We start from the raw sequence: 17750 nt of genomic DNA on the forward strand, positions 1-17750 counted from the left end.
AAAAGGACTCAGTCCTGTGCAATACAGAACTAAATCCTTCGCATAAATTAATTGTCTAACTTTTTGGGGTCAGTACATTTGACGGGTGGTCATGATTTACGAGTAAATTCAAGTTCGATCTGATAAAAACAACTAAATTACTCTACAGATTTCAAGGCTTCAAGCATATCAACCTTTCTCAGATGATAATTGACAAAGAAACCAAGCAGGGTCAAAATGATGCTTACTGCTGCCACTGGGATTACATAGACTTCCCAGCCTACCTGCGGATAAAAGAGAATAGTCGCAGGAGAAATCATTTGAATCAAAAATTGGTGTAAATAGAAACCTGAGACCAGACCAAGTACGATTCCCACAAGAGACAAGACAATCGTCTCACGATAAATATAGAGTGTGACTTCTTTATTATGAAAGCCGAGAACCTTGATAGTGGAGAGTTCACGGATTCTCTCAGCTACGTTGATGTTAGTCAGATTGTAGAGGATAACGATAGCCAATAGAACCGACACGATGACTAAGATGGTCATGGTCTGATTGAGTGAGCTAGCGACGGAGTCAAAGAGTCGAATGGCTGAAGCATTCTGGACGACGCTAGACACCGCAGCTTGATTCATAAGTAAGCCGGCCTGTCTTTCGATACTAGTAGCACTGGTATCTCTTAACGAGACCAAATAAGTGTTGGCTTGGGGTAGATGACCATAAAGTTGTTCATAGCTAGCTTGACTCATATAAATAAAGTGACCAACGTAGTTCTCAGTAATGGCAGCAACCTTTAGCTCCTTACCTTCAATTTCTAGAGTCTGCCCAACTTTGACACCTGCCAGCTGGGCAAGTTTAGCTGTAATAACGACGCCATCTTTTAATGTCAGCTCCTGCTGATGACTTTGAAGATGGATAAAGGGAGTCAAATCTTCCTTCTCTGTCATCATAAGGGTGATGGTCTGAAGACCAGACTTGCCTTTGAAATCTTTGTCTAACGTTTTAGAATAGATTTTCTGGTAGTCTTGAATATCCTGCCCTTTCAACACTTCTTCCAACTCTGCCTTGTCTTGATTGGTCGCACTAGGATTTTCAGAGACAATCATCTGATACTGTTGGATTTGTTGAAACTGTCTAGACGGAACTCCTGCTACAGAGGATTGGATTCCCAAACCTGCAAAGAGCAAGGCTACAGAACCAGCCACACCAAAGATCGTCATCAACATTCGTTGCTTATAACGAAAGATATTGCGAGCTGTTACCTTATGGGTAAAACTGAGACGGCGCCAGATAAAACTGATACGCTCCAGTAAGATTTTAGCTCCTTTAACAGGAGGTTTAGGCAATAAAAGCTGGGCTGCTTCGTCATGAAGTTCCCTACGAGCCACCAGATAGGCTGGTAACACACTCGCCAACCAACTCAGACCAAGTGCCAGTAAACTATAGCTCCAATAGAACTGAATCTGGGTTTCTCCCACCACCATACCTTTTGTAATGACACTTGAAATTACACTGGCTAGCAAATAATGACCAAGTATGCTACCTAGAGCTGTTCCGACAGTCCCAGCTACTAGACCGTAGAGGAGAAATTTAGCGATAATATCCTTACTGCGATAGCCCAAGGCCTTAAAAATACCTGCATGTGTTCGCTCTTCATCCACAAAGCGAGTCATGGTTGTAAAGGTCACCATAGCTGCTACGGCATAAAGCACTACAGGAAAGATATTGCCCACTGCCCGAATACTGGCTGAAGCATTGCTGTACATGAGATATCCCTGACCACCTGGCATGGTCTGACGATTATAGACCTGATACTTGGGCTCGGCCAAATCGTCCAAGACTTGCTGATGTTTGTCTAATTTTTCCTTTTCTTGGGCTAAATTTTGTTCAGCTTGCTTTAGTTTATCTTCTTCCTTGCTCAATTCCTGCTTGGCTTGGGTAAGTTGAGCACTGGCCTGCTCTCTCTGAGCTTGAGGAAGCAATGCTAGTTGACTTTCCTGAGCTTGTAAACGAGCTTGAGCAGTTGCTAAACGACGCTTGCCTTCCTGCAAATTTACCTGCGCCTGGTCAAGGGTCTCTTGCCCTTTATCGAGAGACTCTTGACCTTCTTTTTTCAAGAGTTGCAGACGTGCCTTACCATTATCTGATAAAGCTTGTTCAAGCTCTTCCTGATGTTGCTTGGATTTTTCTTCATAAGCTACTGAAAAAGCATTTAAACCTGACAAATCTTGATATTTCAAACGAACTATATTATAGACTTTTTGATCAAACTGGCTAGGTAAAATCACCCCGTAGGCTGTCAGAGTCCCGCTTCCGCTTCCTGCATAGCCCATATCTCGCTGGGAGAGAATTTCAGCCGAATCCACAAAACCAGTAATGGTAAAAGTATGGTCTTTTAAAGAGGAATGACCACCTTCTTTTTCTTTAAAACTAATCTCCTGTCCTACACTGTATTGACCCTGCAAATGACTGGCCAAAGCGATTTCCTGGTCTGACTGAGGAAGTCGGCCCTCTCTTAGCTGAAAGGTTGAAATTCGCTCTGGTTTGGAATACAGCCGAATGGCATCCTGCCCATTATCCATAGCCACATCTGTCAAATAGCCAAACTCGACCTCTGCGCCCTCTATCTGTTCTAATTCTTTTTGATCTGCTTGATCCAAGCCATAGTTAGACATGACTGCCAAATCCAAGGTTTTAGTAGTTGTTAAATAAGCATTAGCTGTCGCCTCCATATTGGGACTAGTCACTTTGAGACCTACTAAGGCTAAAGATCCCAACATCATCAAGGTCAAGATGGATAAAAAACGCCCCTTGGAGCCTGTGAAGGACTGAATTAAGTCCTTCCAATAAGTTTTTCGCTTGATCATGCTAGTACTCCAAACTGTCAATATCCTGAGGATGCTGGTTAATCACCACATCCTTGACACTGGCATCATGCATATGAATCACGCGATCCGCAATAGGAGCTAGCGCGCTATTATGGGTCACGATAATCACCGTCGCTCCCTTTTGACGAGACATGTCTTGGAGAATTTTCAAAACCTGCTTGCCCGTCTGATAATCCAAGGCACCTGTTGGTTCATCACAAAGAAGGATTTTAGGATTTTTGGCTACCGCGCGTGCAATGGAGACTCGCTGTTGCTCCCCTCCAGAAAGCTGAGCTGGAAAGTTATTAAGACGATGAGCCAGACCTACATCTGTTAAAACCTGCTCAGGATCCAAGGCATCCGTCACGATTTCAGAAGCTAGTTCCACATTTTCCTTAGCTGTCAGATTGGACACTAGATTGTAAAACTGAAAAACAAAACCGACATCATTTCTACGGTAATTGGTTCGCTGGTGAGAACTATAGTCTGCAATATTGGCACCATCAATCCAGATTTTCCCCTCATCATTGGTATCCATTCCCCCAAGAAGGTTAAGAACCGTTGACTTGCCTGCACCAGATGCACCTAGAATAATCACCAGTTCTCCTTTTTCAATTTCAAAATTCACATCACGATTGGCCACAATCTCCGTGTCCCCAACCTGATAACGCTTGTAACAGTGTTTCATCTCAATATAAGCCATCAGACCCACCCTCTCTCAAACAAATTACTTCCTACTACCATTATAACGCTTTTTCAACCAGTTGGAAACTGCTCATACTCAATGAAAATCAAAGAGCAAACTAGGAAGCTAGCCGCAGGTTGCTCAAAGCACCGCTTTGAGGTTGTAGATAAGACTGACAAAGTCAGTCACATATATACGGCAAGGCGAAGCTGACGTGGTTTGAATTTGATTTTCGAAGAGTATTACATTCTCAAATCCTTCAAAAAAGTCAGTCTCAAATCACTGCCTTCTATTATCTTCTTAAAAATAAAACTGAACCAGATCACCTTTTGCTGTCGCCACTGAAATACAATCTTTCTCTATGCATTTCGCTTTTGCTTTTTCTTGATTGACTTCAATCACACTTTTTTCAATATCTGGATAAGAGACTCGCAAATCTCCTCCACTCCTTGATAAAATGCTCATCTGTAAGAGTTTTTTATCCTCCCACCTCATGCTAACTTCAAAATGTCCACGTGCCATTAAGCCTGAAACAGAACCTGATGACCATGCATCGGGTAGGGCAGCTAGGGGCACCAGATAAGCTGTATGAGACTGGAGCAACATTTCTGCCATGCCACTGCTAGCACCAAAATTACCATCTATCTGAAAAGGTGGATGGCTACACCAAAGATTTGACAAGGTAGATGTCTTTAACTGCTCTGCTAATAATTTATGGGCTCGATTACCATCTCCCAAACGCGCCCAGAGATTGATTTTATTGGCCTTGGACCAACCTGTACCCCCATCTCCACGATCATTGAGGATAGCACGCGCCGCTTCAAGATAGTCTTGTCCCTTATGACTAAAGAGATTTCCAGGATAGAGTCCCACCAGATGGGAAGCGTGCCGATGTTGGGCCTCCACTTTCTCATTTTGAAAATGCTGCTCTTCCTCCTCATACCACTCTCTGATTCGACCAGATTGAGTGATTTGCAGAGGATTTAGTAAATCATACTTTTCTTTGACTTCAGTCAACAAGTCCGCATCCAATTTCAATTCTTGAGCAGCCTGGATAAAATCATGGAATAACTGCCAAATCAGAGATTGGTCATAAGTATTGCCAATCGAAATCGGCCCATGTTCTGGCGAATAAGACGGAGAAGAGACCCAACGCTGTGCCTGCTGATCCTTATGTAAAAAGGCATTCCAAAAATGAACCGTTTCCCTCAACATGGGATAAATTTTCTCCCTGAGATAATCTTGGTCCCTATAAAATGTATAGGCCTCATAAACCGTTTGCATCATCCACGCATTGGCAGCTGGTGACCAACCCCAATAGTAATCCCAACCAGGTGACGTCCAGCCAAAAGGAGTCGCTTGCGTATGGACCAACCAACCGTTCTCCTCACCTTTCTGAGAGACGATTCCTGCATACCTTGCAGCCGCTAGACGACCATAGACACGCAAATCATCGATATAGTTGATGACCGGAAAGGCCGTCTCTAGAAGATTGGTAACATAGGCTGGCCAATAATTCATCTGCAGGTTGATATTCAAGTGATAGTCCGAATTCCAAGGAGGATTGTCGACCGCATTCCATACTCCCTGTAGGTTAGCTGGTAGAGCATCTGGACAATCTCTGGATGAACTAATCAATAAATACCGTCCATACTGGAAGAACAGCTCCTCCAAAGCCTGTCCCTCTTGTGGCTTATAATTTTTTAGCAAATCATCTGTAGTGGATGTGTCTACATCAGCTCTCAAATCCAATTGAACACGTTGGAATAAGGCTTGGTAGTCCTCAATATGCCTTGATTTCAATTGGGCATAGCCCTTTTCTTTAGCTATATCCACTAAGTCCTTTACCTGTTGCTCTAAATCTATTTTCTTGCGATAATTACTAGCAGGATTTTGGGCAAAATCTGTCTTAGCTGCCAAGAAGAGATTGGCATAACTGGCTCCTGATATCTGAACCTTATCCGACCAGACTCTAATGTCTCCATCTGTTTGCCAAGCGAGATAACTAGCAAACTGCAGGTTATTATCCTTAACCCGTCCCTTCATCAAGATATGAGAATCAGTGATATCCAGCTGGCACTCCTTGTAATCAGATTTTTCCTGCTCATACTTTCTATCAGAAGACAAATCACGGGTCAAGGACAGTTCTATAGTAAAATCTAGAGTTTTCGCCCCTTCCTTAGTAAAACTCTGAACCAAGAGATCATCTGGAAAACTGGCAAAGGCTTCTCGTTCAAATCTCGTTCCCTTATAGTCATAAGAAGTCGTCGCAAGCGCCTTACTGATATTCAACTGTCTCTGGTAATCCGTCACCTGAGACAAAGTCTTACCTTGCTGACTGAACTCAATGAAAATATCTCCAAAGGACAGATAGGTCCCATATTGACTCGTTTTTGGCCCGACTAGGTGCTGCTCAGCCAATTCCTTAGCCCGATTGTAATCTCTCTTTTCTAAAGCCTTCCGAATTTCAGCTAAAAAACCATACTGGTCCTGAAGATTTCCACCCTGATAATCTGAACTATCAGGAAGTGGACCTCCAGACCAGAGACTTTTTTCATTAAATTGAATCCGCTCAGCCCCTATAAGACCAAAGACTTTAGCACCTAAAGAACCATTGCCTATCGGTAAAGCTTCTTCTTCCCAACCCTTGTAAGTGGTTGAAGCTGGTTGCTTGTAGTCCAAAACATAGTCTTGTTTTTTATTCCTTATCATACTACCATACTAACATAAAAAGCCTAGAAATCAATTCTAGACTTACAATTTTTTATTTTCCAAGGTAGTATTCAGAAACTACGTTCAATTTTTCGTCAAATTCGAATACCAATGGTGGGAAGTTAGGGATTTCCACGTCCATGATTTCGTCATCTGACAAACCTTTGATGTGTTTTACAAGGGCACGGATTGAGTTACCGTGAGCTCCTACGAATACGTTTTTACCATCTTTAAGAGCTGGAGCGATTTTATCTTCCCAGAAAGGAAGGGCACGTTCCAAAGTCACTTTCAAGTTTTCAGCATCTGGGATAACTGAATCGTCAAGTGAAGCGTAACGACGGTCTGTGTGAGCTGAGTGCTCATCATCACGGTCCATATTTGGAGGCAATACATCGTATGAACGACGCCAGATGTGAACTTGCTCATCACCAAATTGCTCAGCAGCTTCAGCTTTGTTTTTACCAGTCAAACCACCGTAGTGACGTTCGTTCAAGCGCCATGATTTTTCAACTGGAACCCACAATTGGTCAGAAGCTTCAAGAGCCAAGTTAGTTGTTTTGATAGCTCGTTTCAATACTGAAGTGTAAGCTTGGTCAAATTCGATACCAGCTTCTTTGATCAATTTACCAGCGTCAATCGCTTGTTGTGTACCTTTTTCAGACAAATCAACATCAGCCCAACCAGTGAAAAGGTTAGCTTTGTTCCATTCAGACTCACCGTGGCGAGCAAAAACCAATTTTACCATTAGATGGATTCTCCTTTAAATTTTCCGAGGTTTCCCCTCGTTTATCTATTCTATTTTACACAATTTTTCACAAAAAAGCTAGTCAAAACCAAAAAGGAAAGGACTGTTTGACAATCCTTTTCCTTATTTTTTATCCTTCAACTTTGAATTTTTTGAGACTTCCTAAAAATAGTGAACCACCGATAATTGCTAGGATTCCTCCTACCCAACCAAGGGCTGGAATCAAGCCAACTGCTCCACCTACGATTAATAGGACAGAAGGAGCAGAACCAACACGACTTTCTCCCTTATAGTATACAATCGCAACAATTCCTAAAACTAAAATAGCAATTTTTAAAACGGTTGGAATAAAACTCCTGCAATTCCTGCAACTGTTGTAGATGCAGTTAATTCAGGACTCTGTGTAGCTGTTGCTGTAGCAGCTGTACTCACAACTGCTGCTAGTAAAAGAAACGGGGCAATAAGCAAGTAGAGTCCACCTACTAAACCAACAATACCACTATAAAGTGCTAAAGCTTTTGACTTCATAATAAATCTCCTTTTTATTTTTTTCAAATAAAATTGTATCATATTTGCTAAAAAAAAAAACATTTTCTGAAATTATAAAATAAAAACTTGCATAATATGAAATAAAATTAAGCAAATATGTGAAAAGAAATTTCCATTTCACCCTTGCTAGTCTCCTTACTTTTTGTTAGAATGATGTCAAAAAATAAAGAAGGTTAACATTATGCCACAACATCTCTTTAAAGAATTGGCTCAACTGGAGCAAGTAGAGGCTCTAGCTCTAGGAGGTTCACGAGCCGGACAAGATTTTGACAAAGACTCTGATTATGATGTATATGTCTACCTAAGTGCCCCTCTCTCGCCAGACATCAGAAAAGAAATTCTCAGTAAATACTGCTCCTATATGGAAATCGGTAATCAATTTTGGGAATTGGAGGATGATTCTGTTCTCAATAATGGTATCGAAATCGAGCTGATTTACCGCTCTCTGGACGAATTTGACAAAGATTTACAAGCCGTAGTTGTAGAGCACCAAGCCCAGAATTCTTACACTACTTGTATGTGGTATAATCTGCTCAACAGTAAGATTCTCTACGATCGATATGGTCGATATGCTGCTCTCCAGAAAAAGTACAATCTTCCTTATCCAGCTGAACTGAAAAAGAATATCATAAACAAGCAGTTCCTGCTCCTCGACCAAGCTATGCCAGCTTTTTCAAGACAAATTAAAAAAGCCCTCAAACGTCAAGATTTACTCAGCATCAATCACCGCACTAGCGAGTTTTTCGCCTCTTATTTCGATTTGCTCTTCGCCTTCAATGAGCAGCTCCATCCAGGAGAAAAACGCATGCTCCAGTTCGCAAAAAACAATTGCTCTCATCTACCTCAAAATTTTGAAAACGATATCCAAGACTACTTTCAAAATCTCTACCAACTAGCTCACCAGCAGAAAACAGTCCTAACTTTGGAGCATCTCCTATCAAATCTTAAACACTTGATTGATGAATCCCTTTAGAATACCAACAAATAAAAGCTCATGAAATCTACTTTTCAGATGATTCATGAGCTTTTTGAAACTCAACAATATATAGCTATGTAAAGTCAACTGAAACAAGAGGAGAATAAAAAGGTCCTAACATTAAAACGCATCATATCAGGTGTTCAAAAACTTGATACAATGCGTTTTATAGTCTATAAGATTAGTTGTCTTTTCTTCTCAAATTGAGTTTTCTTTGGGCTTTTCAACCTTACTTAGCTTCAAATCCTTCTGCGACTGCTTCCACAAAGTTTTCTTCTACGATGCTTGCACAGTGGTCACAGATGACTGCATGGTAGCTGCGTTCTGCTGTTGTTGGGTCGATACGACGGCAACGGTCACATACTTCACCTGCAGCGCGTTCAACAGTGAAGGCCACATCTTCGAAGCTAACAGCAGTTTCTGGAGCTGGTCCTTCTGCGATGGTTAATTCTGACACGATCAAAAGTTGAGCTACATTGCTGTTTACTGCTTCGAGTAGAGTTTTCACAACTTCGTTTGGATAAACTGTCAAGTGTGCTTCAAGTGATTTACCGATTACTTTGGCATTACGAGCTTCTTCCAAGGCTTTTTGAGCTTGTCCACGGAAGTCCATGAATGCTGCCCAGGTATCCAAGATTTCTTCTTGGTTAGCAAAAGTTTCTGCTTCTGGCAATTCTGACAATTGAACGAAGTCTTCTGCTTCAAACTCAAGATATGACCAGATTTCTTCCGCAGTGTGAGGAAGGATTGGTGTCAAGAGTTTCGTAATTTTCACAAGAATGTCATAGAAGACAGTCTGCATTTGACGGCGTTCCAATGATTTGGCACCTTCGATGTAAACAACGTCTTTGGCAAAATCAAGGTAAAAGGCTGACAAGTCAACGTTGATAAAGTTTACCAAGGCCTTGTAGATTGTCAAGAATTCAAAGTTAGCATAAGCATCACGAATGGTCTTAACAAGCTGGTTAAAGCGAATCGTCATGTACTTATCAACTGAACGAAGTTCATCGTAAGCTACTGCGTCTTGAGCTGGGTTAAAGTCAGATGTATTGGCAATCAAGAAACGAAGAGTGTTACGAATCTTACGGTAAGTTTCAGAGACTTGGCTCAAAATATCCATAGAGATACGTACGTCGTTGCTTGAATCAACACTTGTTACCCAGAGACGTAAGATTTCAGCACCAAATTGTTTTTCAACATCGCTAGGAGCAATCGTATTTCCAAGAGATTTAGACATCTTCTCACCTTTACCATCAAGGGCAAAACCTTGTGACAAGATTTGTTTGTAAGGCGCTACGCCATGGTTGGCAACAGATGTGATGAGTGAAGAGTTGAACCATCCACGGTATTGGTCAGAACCTTCAAGATAAAGATCTGCTGGGTAAGTCAACTCAGGACGGTTTACTACAACTCCATTCCATGAAGAACCTGAGTCAAACCAAACGTCCATGATATCTGTTTCTTTCTTGAACTCGCCATTTGGTGAACCTGGATGAGCAAATCCTTCTGGCAAGAGGTCTTTGGCATCACGTTCCCACCAGATGATAGAACCGTGTTCCTCAAAGAGTTGAGCCACGTGTTCAATGGTTTCAGCTGTCATGATCGCTGTACCATCTTCAGCGTAGAAGATTGGAAGCGGAACACCCCAAGCACGTTGACGAGAGATAACCCAGTCACCACGGTCACGAATCATATTGTACAGACGAACTTTACCCCATTCTGAGTGGAATTTCACTTTTTCAATTTCATCCAAGATTTCTTGGCGGAATTTAGAAACTGAGGCAAACCATTGTGGAACTGCACGCCAGATAATTGGTTTTTTCGTACGCCAGTCAAATGGGTATGAGTGAGAGATTTCTTCTTGGGCAAGAAGGAGGCTACCAAGTTTTTCGATAACAGTTGGAACCACCTTGTCGTAGAATTGACCTTCAAACTCAGCACCAGCATTAGCCATCATGATACCACGCTCGTCAACAGTGACTGCGACTTCAAGACCATTAGCAATACCGACATTGTAGTCGTCCTCACCAAAACCAGGGGCTGTATGGACAATACCTGTACCAGAGTCAGTCGTAACGTGGTCACCAAGGATAACAAGCTCATCTACAGCCGTATCCCATGGGTGTTCTGTTACGATGTGGTTCAATTCTTGACCACGGTAAGTTGCCAAGACTTGAACATCAGCCCAACCAAATTTCTCAGATAAGCTATTCAATAATTCTGCAGCAACCACAAACTTACGGGCTTCACCAGCAGGTTGAACCAAGACGTAATCAATATCCGCTCCGACAGTCAAACCACGAGAAGCTGTGATAGTAAATGGAGTCGTTGTCCAGACAACGATATAAGTATCTGTATCTAGAATTCCTTTGCCATCTTTTACCTTGTTGGCATAGTAAAGGGAAGTTGAAACTAAGTCATGGTATTCGATCTCCGCTTCAGCAAGAGCAGACTCTGATGACCAAGACCAGTAAACTGGCTTAGCACCACGGTAGATATAACCCTTATTAGCCATCTCACCAAAGACACGGATTTGAGCAGCTTCATAGTCAGGAGTCAAAGTCACATATGGATTTTCCCAGTCACCAGAAACCCCCAAACGTTTGAAGTCTTCACGTTGTTTATCTACTTGAGAAAGAGCGTATTCACGACAAAGTTTCAAGTACTCAACCAAGTCCATTTCTTTACGTTTGACACCTTGTTTTGCCAAAACTTGCTCGATTGGCAGACCGTGTGTATCCCAACCTGGGATATATGGTGCATAAAATCCTGACATAGATTTTGAACGAACAATGATATCTTTTGAAATCTTGTTCATAGCGTGTCCAACGTGGATATTTCCGTTCGCGTATGGAGGGCCATCATGCAAGGTGAAATGAGGTCTTCCTTGGTTCAATTCTTGACGACGTTGATAAAGTTTTGCATCTTCCCATTCCTTTTGCCAAACTGGCTCTTTAGTAGGAAGGCCTGCACGCATTGGGAAAGCTGTTTTCCCAAGGTTAAGGGTATCTTTGAGTTTCATGGTATCTCCTTTATAAATAATAACAAATTAAAAACCACGACTTCCAAAAAGGACGAAAATCGTGGTACCACCTTTATTCGGAAAAAGATTTAGTCTTTCTCCCTCTTATCCCGTAACGTGGGAAACGTCAAATCTTACTCCATTCAGACTTGAGCTTTTGAGAGGATAATCTTATCAATAGGGATTACAGGACTCACACCATCTCCTGCTCGCTGGAAATATAAGGATAAGATATTGTTCTCAGATCATTTCTTATAAAATTGTAACAGATTCTTGCGGTGCCGCAAAACCTGGTTCTGAGTTTACAGCTTCAGTAGCTGGTGTTGGTCCTGAGTAATGGCTTGGAGCTACTTCTGGCTCTTCATACATTGGACCAACTGGATGAGCTGGACTTTCTTCAACAACCGGAGTTAGTGAAACCACCTGTTCCTGCTCAGCTCTTGCTTCGGCTTCTGCAAGCTCCTTATTAGCGGCTTCGATACGCGCTTGCAACTCTGCCATTTCCTCGGGAGAAAACTGACGAGTAATATCAATTGGTTCTTCCTCTGGATGTTGTTGCAAAACAGAGTCACCTAAGACTTCGCTTACTACTTCTTTGAAGGCTTCATCACTTGTTTGAAGATAAGTAGCCGTTGGACGAAGAATGTCTTCCCAATCTGAAGATTCAACAATTGCTAACTGGCTCTCAATTGTAGATTTGAGACGTTGATGGAAGACACGGCTCTTGTTCTTCAATTCTTCTGTTTCAACAGCAACTTTCTTAGCATTATCAGTTGCTTGACGAAGAATTTCATTTGCCTTATATTTAGCTTCTTCCAACAAGCGTTGCGCATCTTGCTCTGCTTGGTGGATAATATTGTTTGAACGTTCAGTTGCGGCTTGTTTTACTCGTTCAGCTGTATCTTGTGCAATCAATACAGACTGACTCAATGAATCTTTCATCTCATCAAAGTAAGACAAACGCTCTTCCAAACTCTTAATATGTAATTCTTTATCATGATTAGAGCGAACCAAATCTTCATAATCACGGACTACAATATCTAAAAATTCATCTACTTCTTCTTGATCAAACCCTCTGAAACGTGTGTTAAAGGTTTTATCTTTGATTTCTAACGATGTAATTGGCATAATTTTCCTCACTTACTTAATAACAATTGGACCGTTAATTTCTTTTTATCTTTTTTTGTTTGCCCATTATCTCTAACGAGTTTCAATCGACCAAATTTCCTTACACTAATCAAATCATCAACTTGAACAGTATAATCTGATTTTTCAACTAAATGGTAATTGACTTGGACTGCCTGCTTTTCAATTAACTGATTTGCCTGATTTCTGGACAGCTTGAAAACCCCTGCCAGAAAAACATCTAATCTAGAACTAGCGATACAAATATCCAATTCTTGATAATTTTCCACTGTATCAATCTTCTCATTAAAATCCCGTTCTTCTAGACGAACCGGTAAACGAGCAATTTTCGTAATCCCGTCTTGGAAAAGGAGAGTAAACTGTCGATTAATGATAATCTGTGCTCTCTCTTCGCTGACTAAGATATCACCAAATAGTTTCCTATCAATTCCCAGCTGATTTAAAACAGTCCCTAATATTTTTGCATGCGTTAAGCGTTCAAACTTATTAGGATAGACTATTTCTTGCAAGGATAGTTCAAAATCAGAAAATTCGGGTTCAAAATAATCAGGATATAGGAGTATCCGCACATATTCAGTCTCAAGAAATTGCCGGCTGCTCATATAGGAGATACCGTTCGTTAATGCTAGAACTTTTAAAATCTTTTCCTGATGGGGATTTACAAAAGGTGTTAAAAAAGGAGAATAAGAATCTTCTACCTTTTTTATCCATTCTACTCCCTTATCAATAAAAGACGAATCATTCTTAGAAAAGTGTTGATAAATCATCTTGTTCATAGAAAGATCACTAAAAGTCGAATCAATTGTTCCCCTAAGAAGTGAACTAGTAATACCGCAATCCAGACAGACAAATCAAGGCCTGCAATCTGAAGTGGTAAACGTTGCAAGGGAGCAATTATCGGTTTCACTAAACTAATAATCAGGCGTCCCAGACGTGATTCATAAGCATTTGGGAACCAAGACATCAGAGCAAAAATAATTAAAATCAGCGAATAGATATCCACTGCATTTTGAATAAAACGAATGAAAAAGAGCATTATTTCACTCTCGTACGTTTCATGTCAAAACCAAATTCACTATTTTGTGATTCATCTGGTATTTTGATATCTTCAATATTGACGACAACATCAACTGGTGTCAACAAGTACATAGTAGATGCTACCTTTTTCATGTTACCAGCTAAAACATGACGTGCCCCATCCAAATAATCCAAACAACGACGTGCTTGAACTTCCGTCATGTATTGAAAATCAATTAAAATACTTTCGTTACCAGCTAATAAATCAACAATTTCTGTAGCATCTTCATATTTGCGTGGGTAACGAACATCAATTGTCACCTTATCAGTAGAACGTTGACTTTGCATAGCCAACTCTTGTTGACGGGCATGAAGACGAGTGATGTTTTTATCTTTAGATGGTGAGCTAGCAGCTTGTTGAGGCAACTCTTGAACAGAAGGAACTGGAGTTACAATCGGCTCTTCTGCTTTAAGCTGATAGGTAGTACCCACATCTTCTCCATCTTCTGTAAAATAATCTATAAATTTATCAAATCTATCTTTTAAAGACATATTTCTTTCCTATTTAAAAAATGCTGTACCAATTCTGACAAAGGTTGAGCCAAATTCAATCGCTTCCTTGTAGTCACGACTCATACCCATACTCAAGTCCGTCATTGGCATATTGGGAATTTGTTTTTCTCTAATTTCTAGTTGCACATCCTGCGTAGCTTTAAAAATCTCTTTCAACTCATCACTACTAGCTTCAAAAGGAGCCATGGTCATCAAGCCGACATATTCGATTTTATCTAAGGTGGCCAACTCTGGCAAAAGCTCCAATAGTTCTTCCTTTGAAAAACCATGTTTGCTCTCTTCCCTTGAGATATTTACTTGTAAGAAACACTTAACAACTCGGTCACTTCTTTTTTGAATTTCCTCTGCTAGCTTTAATGAATCCAAAGCGTGGAAATAATCAATGTACTGAATGACATCTTTAACCTTGCGTCTTTGCAATGTTCCAATCAAATGCCAGGTAATATTTCTATCTTTTAAAGCTTCATATTTCTCAAGAAATTTATCCACACGATTTTCACCAATATGATGAACACCTAGCGGAAGCAAAGCCTCCGCTGTCGGTACGTCTACATATTTTGTAACAGCAAGAACCGAAACAGAATTGGCTTCTCTTCCTGCCTGCTGGCTTGCATCTTTTATTTGTTGAAAAACACGTTCTGTATTTTCTTTCAAATTCATTTACTTAACGATTTTTGAAAAATGGAGGAGTGTCTAATTCATCCTCATCGTGTAAAGATGGCGCTTCGAAACGTTCAACTGGTGATACCACTGAATCAGTTGGTCGAACAATTGTCTCACGACGCAGGTCCCAATCACCAAATGCTGAAGATTGAGAAGTTTCTGTACGACGAGGTGCTGGACTTGGAATTTCTGCAGTTTCAGCCATATCAAAGTGACGATTATGATTGTGTGCATGACTAGGACTTGCTTGCTCATGACGAACAGCTTGTCTTTGTGCATGACCGACAACTTTTTCAACACGATCTTGACGAACACCAGTTGCAACGACTGTAACACGGATTTCATCTTTCATGTTTTCATCGATTGATGTTCCGAGCCAGATGTTCACTCCTTGACCAGCAGCTTGGTTGACAATTTCTGAAGCTTCTTCTGCTTCAATCAAAGTCAAGTCAAGACCACCAGTAACGTTGACGATGACATCCTCAGCTCCGTCAATAGTTGTTTCAAGAAGTGGTGAGTAGATTGCCTTACGAGCTGCTTCTACTACACGTTCTTCACCACTACCGATACCGATACCCATTAGGGCGTTCCCTTTATTTGCCATAACTGTTTTCACATCGGCAAAGTCAAGGTTAATCAAACCAGGATTTGTGATCAAATCCGTAATTCCTTGAACACCTTGGCGAAGTACGTTATCTGCTTCGCTAAGAGCTTCAAGAAGTGGAGTTTTCTTATCAACAATTTCAAGCAAGTTGTTGTTTGAAATAATCAATAGAGTATCCACATGTTCGCGAAGTTGATTGATTCCTTCCACAGCGTATTGGCCACGTTTGCTTCCTTCAAAACCGAAAGGACGTGTCACAACACCAACTGTAAGAGCACCTAAATCTTTAGCAATGCGGGCAATAACAGGAGCTGCACCAGTACCTGAGCCACCTCCCATACCTGCAGTGATGAAGACCATATCTGCTCCAGTAATAGCTTGAGTCAAGGCTTCTTCGCTTTCTTCGGCAGCCTTTTGACCGATTTCAGGTCGACCGCCAGCACCCAAACCACGAGTCAATTTAGGGCCCAACTGAATTACAGTCTCAGCTTTTGTACTACTCAAAGCTTGTACATCTGTGTTTGCTGCGATAAATTCTACGCCTGCAACACCTTCGTCAACCATGCGGTTAATGGCGTTACCACCACCTCCACCAACACCGATTACTTTAATCACTGCACCTTGGGCAGCCGCTGTATCAAATGAAAATGTCATAGTTTATTTTTCCTCTTTTATTCATCAAACATACTTCCAATTAAACCACGGAAGCGATCTGCGATTTTTGGTTTATTTTGAGAAGATACTTTATCTTCTTTCGGAGCAACTACGTTCGTAGAAGCTGATTGCTCTACCTCAGTATTTTGAACTGGTTGAATAGGGGTAGGTTGTGCTACCTGCGTAACACGTTGAATCATCCCACCAAAATTGATTGGTTGGTGACGCAAAGTATCCTCACCCTTGACTGCTCGTTGTGCTAACAAATGCACTTCAGTCAATTGAGCAGCAAATTCAGATAAGCTAATCACATGAGCGAAGGCAGGGTTACGGATTCCAACTTGATTTGGAACGTAAAGTTTAACACCAACGCCAAATACTTCCTGCGCAAGTTCTACAATACCTGGTAAAATAGCATTTCCACCAATCAGAACAATCCCACCTGGAAGATCCAACAAATGTCTTCTTTCCAACTCTTGTTTGATTTGTTCAAAAATGTGTTTAATGCGAGCTGAAATAATCTCTGCCAAGTAGCTTTCTGTAACTTCTACAGGCTCTACTTCACCAATCACTTCAACTTGGAAAGTTTCATTGCTGGCAAGTGATGGGTAGGCTTCCCCATAGTTCAATTTCAATCCTTCAGCTAATTTCTGTGAAGTCTTCAAGACTTTAGAGATATCTTTTGTGACATAATCTCCACCTTCTTGAAGAATATTTGTAAACTGGAGTTCTTGGTTACGGATTGTAGCAACAGTTGTTTGACCTGCTCCCATATCAATCACAGTAGCTCCAAATTCACGCTCTCCTTCATTCAAGACTGAACGAACCAAAGCCAATGGTGAAATAATAATATTTTCAACTTGAACACCTGAGCGCTCAACTGTTTTGCGTAAATTGTGAAGAATAGTACGTGGACCAGTGTAAAGTAAGCCACGCATTTCAAGACGAACCCCCATCATGCCACGTGGGTCACGAATACCTTGGAAACCATCTACGATAAATTCTTCAGGAATAAAAGTAATGACTTCACGATCTGGTGTCATACTCTTTGTCAAGGCTGATTTGACAACATTTTCAACATCTTGATCTGTAATTTCTTTTGTATCAGATGTAACTGGAATCATTCCTTGAGTTGGTTCTACTTGCAAAAGATTTCCAGGCAAACCAACATTCACAGATTTAATTGAAATGCCAGCTTTCTCTTCTGCTTGGGAAATAGCTGACTTGATAGCAGTTGCTGCTGCTTCAATATCAACGATAATCCCATCCTTTACACCTTTACTCTTGGCATTACTTACACCAATTACATTAAGTTCACCATCTCTAAGCTCGGCAACCAATACCTTAATCGAATTAGTTCCGATATCTAAGCCTGTAAAAAAACCATCTCTAGCCATTACATCGCATCCTCTCTCTTCCAAGTTTCAAACTTCTATTCAATATAGCTAAAACAGGGCATAGCTATTCACAGAATATTATAACACAAAAAATCCAATTGTGCTTAGTTTTTCCTAAATTTGCTTACCATTTTTCACATTCGCTCATCAACTTTTTTTAT

13 protein-coding genes, 1 pseudogene and 1 other annotated feature are annotated in these 17750 nt (G+C 40.9%); of the genes and pseudogenes, 1 reads left to right on the forward strand and 13 read right to left on the reverse strand.

Translation table 11 applies throughout. The features are described from left to right. Positions 1-137: 137 nt before the first annotated feature. From OCF96_RS03280 to OCF96_RS03300, 5 genes and pseudogenes are all read right to left on the reverse strand, one after another. Positions 138-2846: an ABC transporter permease gene (locus OCF96_RS03280; RefSeq protein ID WP_261446369.1), complete on the reverse strand. Its 2709-nt coding sequence runs from the start codon at positions 2844-2846 to the stop codon at positions 138-140. Between the two features lies 1 nt (position 2847). After that, on the reverse strand, positions 2848-3549 hold the full coding sequence (locus OCF96_RS03285) for an ABC transporter ATP-binding protein (protein ID WP_261446370.1): 702 nt from the start codon (positions 3547-3549) through the stop codon (positions 2848-2850). 282 nt (positions 3550-3831) lie between these two features. Next, entirely contained in the window at positions 3832-6243 is a 2412-nt protein-coding gene (locus OCF96_RS03290) for a glycoside hydrolase family 95 protein (RefSeq protein ID WP_261446371.1), read from the reverse strand. 52 nt (positions 6244-6295) lie between these two features. Beyond that, complete coding sequence (locus OCF96_RS03295; RefSeq protein ID WP_000240129.1) at positions 6296-6988, reverse strand: phosphoglycerate mutase; 693 nt, start codon at positions 6986-6988, stop codon at positions 6296-6298. Between the two features lie 130 nt (positions 6989-7118). After that, a pseudogene (locus OCF96_RS03300) lies at positions 7119-7516 on the reverse strand (hypothetical protein). Positions 7517-7718: 202 nt separating this feature from the next. Between OCF96_RS03300 and OCF96_RS03305 the strand changes: the two are divergent. Beyond that, a complete protein-coding gene (locus OCF96_RS03305) occupies positions 7719-8510 on the forward strand; it encodes a nucleotidyltransferase domain-containing protein (protein ID WP_261446372.1) in 792 nt (263 codons plus the stop codon). 232 nt (positions 8511-8742) lie between these two features. Here the strand turns inward: OCF96_RS03305 and ileS are convergent, their stop codons facing one another. The 8 genes from ileS to ftsA all read right to left on the reverse strand — a co-directional run bounded on the left by ileS (position 8743) and on the right by ftsA (position 17589). After that, positions 8743-11535 (reverse strand): isoleucine--tRNA ligase, encoded by a 2793-nt coding sequence (ileS, locus tag OCF96_RS03310; protein WP_261446376.1) that lies wholly within the window; start codon positions 11533-11535, stop codon positions 8743-8745. A 45-nt stretch (positions 11536-11580) separates the two neighbouring features. Next, positions 11581-11793 (reverse strand) — a binding site (T-box leader). Then, complete coding sequence (locus tag OCF96_RS03315) at positions 11788-12663, reverse strand: DivIVA domain-containing protein (RefSeq protein ID WP_315898967.1); 876 nt, start codon at positions 12661-12663, stop codon at positions 11788-11790. Its footprint overlaps the feature before it by 6 nt. Before the next feature lie 8 nt (positions 12664-12671). Next, positions 12672-13457 carry a YlmH family RNA-binding protein gene (locus OCF96_RS03320; RefSeq protein WP_261446381.1) on the reverse strand — a complete coding sequence of 262 codons (786 nt, stop codon included), beginning with the start codon at positions 13455-13457 and terminating at the stop codon, positions 12672-12674. Next, positions 13454-13717, reverse strand: a complete 264-nt coding sequence (locus OCF96_RS03325; RefSeq protein WP_261446383.1) for a YggT family protein — start codon at positions 13715-13717, stop codon at positions 13454-13456. The genes OCF96_RS03320 and OCF96_RS03325 overlap by 4 nt, the downstream gene beginning before the upstream one ends. Further along, positions 13717-14250, reverse strand: a complete 534-nt coding sequence (locus OCF96_RS03330; protein WP_261446391.1) for a cell division protein SepF — start codon at positions 14248-14250, stop codon at positions 13717-13719. The genes OCF96_RS03325 and OCF96_RS03330 overlap by 1 nt, the downstream gene beginning before the upstream one ends. A gap of 9 nt (positions 14251-14259) precedes the next feature. Beyond that, entirely contained in the window at positions 14260-14931 is a 672-nt protein-coding gene (locus OCF96_RS03335) for a YggS family pyridoxal phosphate-dependent enzyme (protein WP_254753908.1), read from the reverse strand. A 4-nt stretch (positions 14932-14935) separates the two neighbouring features. Continuing rightward, a complete protein-coding gene (ftsZ, locus tag OCF96_RS03340) occupies positions 14936-16192 on the reverse strand; it encodes a cell division protein FtsZ (RefSeq protein ID WP_254753907.1) in 1257 nt (418 codons plus the stop codon). 17 nt (positions 16193-16209) lie between these two features. Further along, a complete protein-coding gene (gene ftsA, locus OCF96_RS03345; RefSeq protein WP_000090253.1) occupies positions 16210-17589 on the reverse strand; it encodes a cell division protein FtsA in 1380 nt (459 codons plus the stop codon). Between the last annotated feature and the right edge of the window lie 161 nt (positions 17590-17750).

Origin of the sequence: Streptococcus mitis, from assembly GCF_946190065.1 — a bacterium.
In the GTDB taxonomy this organism is placed as follows: Bacteria; Bacillota; Bacilli; order Lactobacillales; family Streptococcaceae; genus Streptococcus; species Streptococcus mitis_DE.

Excerpts from the sequence above, each read along its gene's own strand:
- ileS (WP_261446376.1), bottom strand. The coding sequence starts at position 11,535 with ATGAAACTCAAAGATACCCTTAACCTTGGGAAAACAGCTTTCCCAATG.
- OCF96_RS03285 (WP_261446370.1), bottom strand. The coding sequence starts at position 3,549 with ATGGCTTATATTGAGATGAAACACTGTTACAAGCGTTATCAGGTTGGG.
- OCF96_RS03305 (WP_261446372.1), top strand. The coding sequence starts at position 7,719 with ATGCCACAACATCTCTTTAAAGAATTGGCTCAACTGGAGCAAGTAGAG.
- OCF96_RS03325 (WP_261446383.1), bottom strand. The coding sequence starts at position 13,717 with ATGCTCTTTTTCATTCGTTTTATTCAAAATGCAGTGGATATCTATTCG.
- OCF96_RS03290 (WP_261446371.1), bottom strand. The coding sequence starts at position 6,243 with ATGATAAGGAATAAAAAACAAGACTATGTTTTGGACTACAAGCAACCA.
- OCF96_RS03330 (WP_261446391.1), bottom strand. The coding sequence starts at position 14,250 with ATGTCTTTAAAAGATAGATTTGATAAATTTATAGATTATTTTACAGAA.
- OCF96_RS03280 (WP_261446369.1), bottom strand. The coding sequence starts at position 2,846 with ATGATCAAGCGAAAAACTTATTGGAAGGACTTAATTCAGTCCTTCACA.
- OCF96_RS03335 (WP_254753908.1), bottom strand. The coding sequence starts at position 14,931 with ATGAATTTGAAAGAAAATACAGAACGTGTTTTTCAACAAATAAAAGAT.
- ftsA (WP_000090253.1), bottom strand. The coding sequence starts at position 17,589 with ATGGCTAGAGATGGTTTTTTTACAGGCTTAGATATCGGAACTAATTCG.
- ftsZ (WP_254753907.1), bottom strand. The coding sequence starts at position 16,192 with ATGACATTTTCATTTGATACAGCGGCTGCCCAAGGTGCAGTGATTAAA.
- OCF96_RS03320 (WP_261446381.1), bottom strand. The coding sequence starts at position 13,457 with ATGAACAAGATGATTTATCAACACTTTTCTAAGAATGATTCGTCTTTT.
- OCF96_RS03315 (WP_315898967.1), bottom strand. The coding sequence starts at position 12,663 with ATGCCAATTACATCGTTAGAAATCAAAGATAAAACCTTTAACACACGT.
- OCF96_RS03295 (WP_000240129.1), bottom strand. The coding sequence starts at position 6,988 with ATGGTAAAATTGGTTTTTGCTCGCCACGGTGAGTCTGAATGGAACAAA.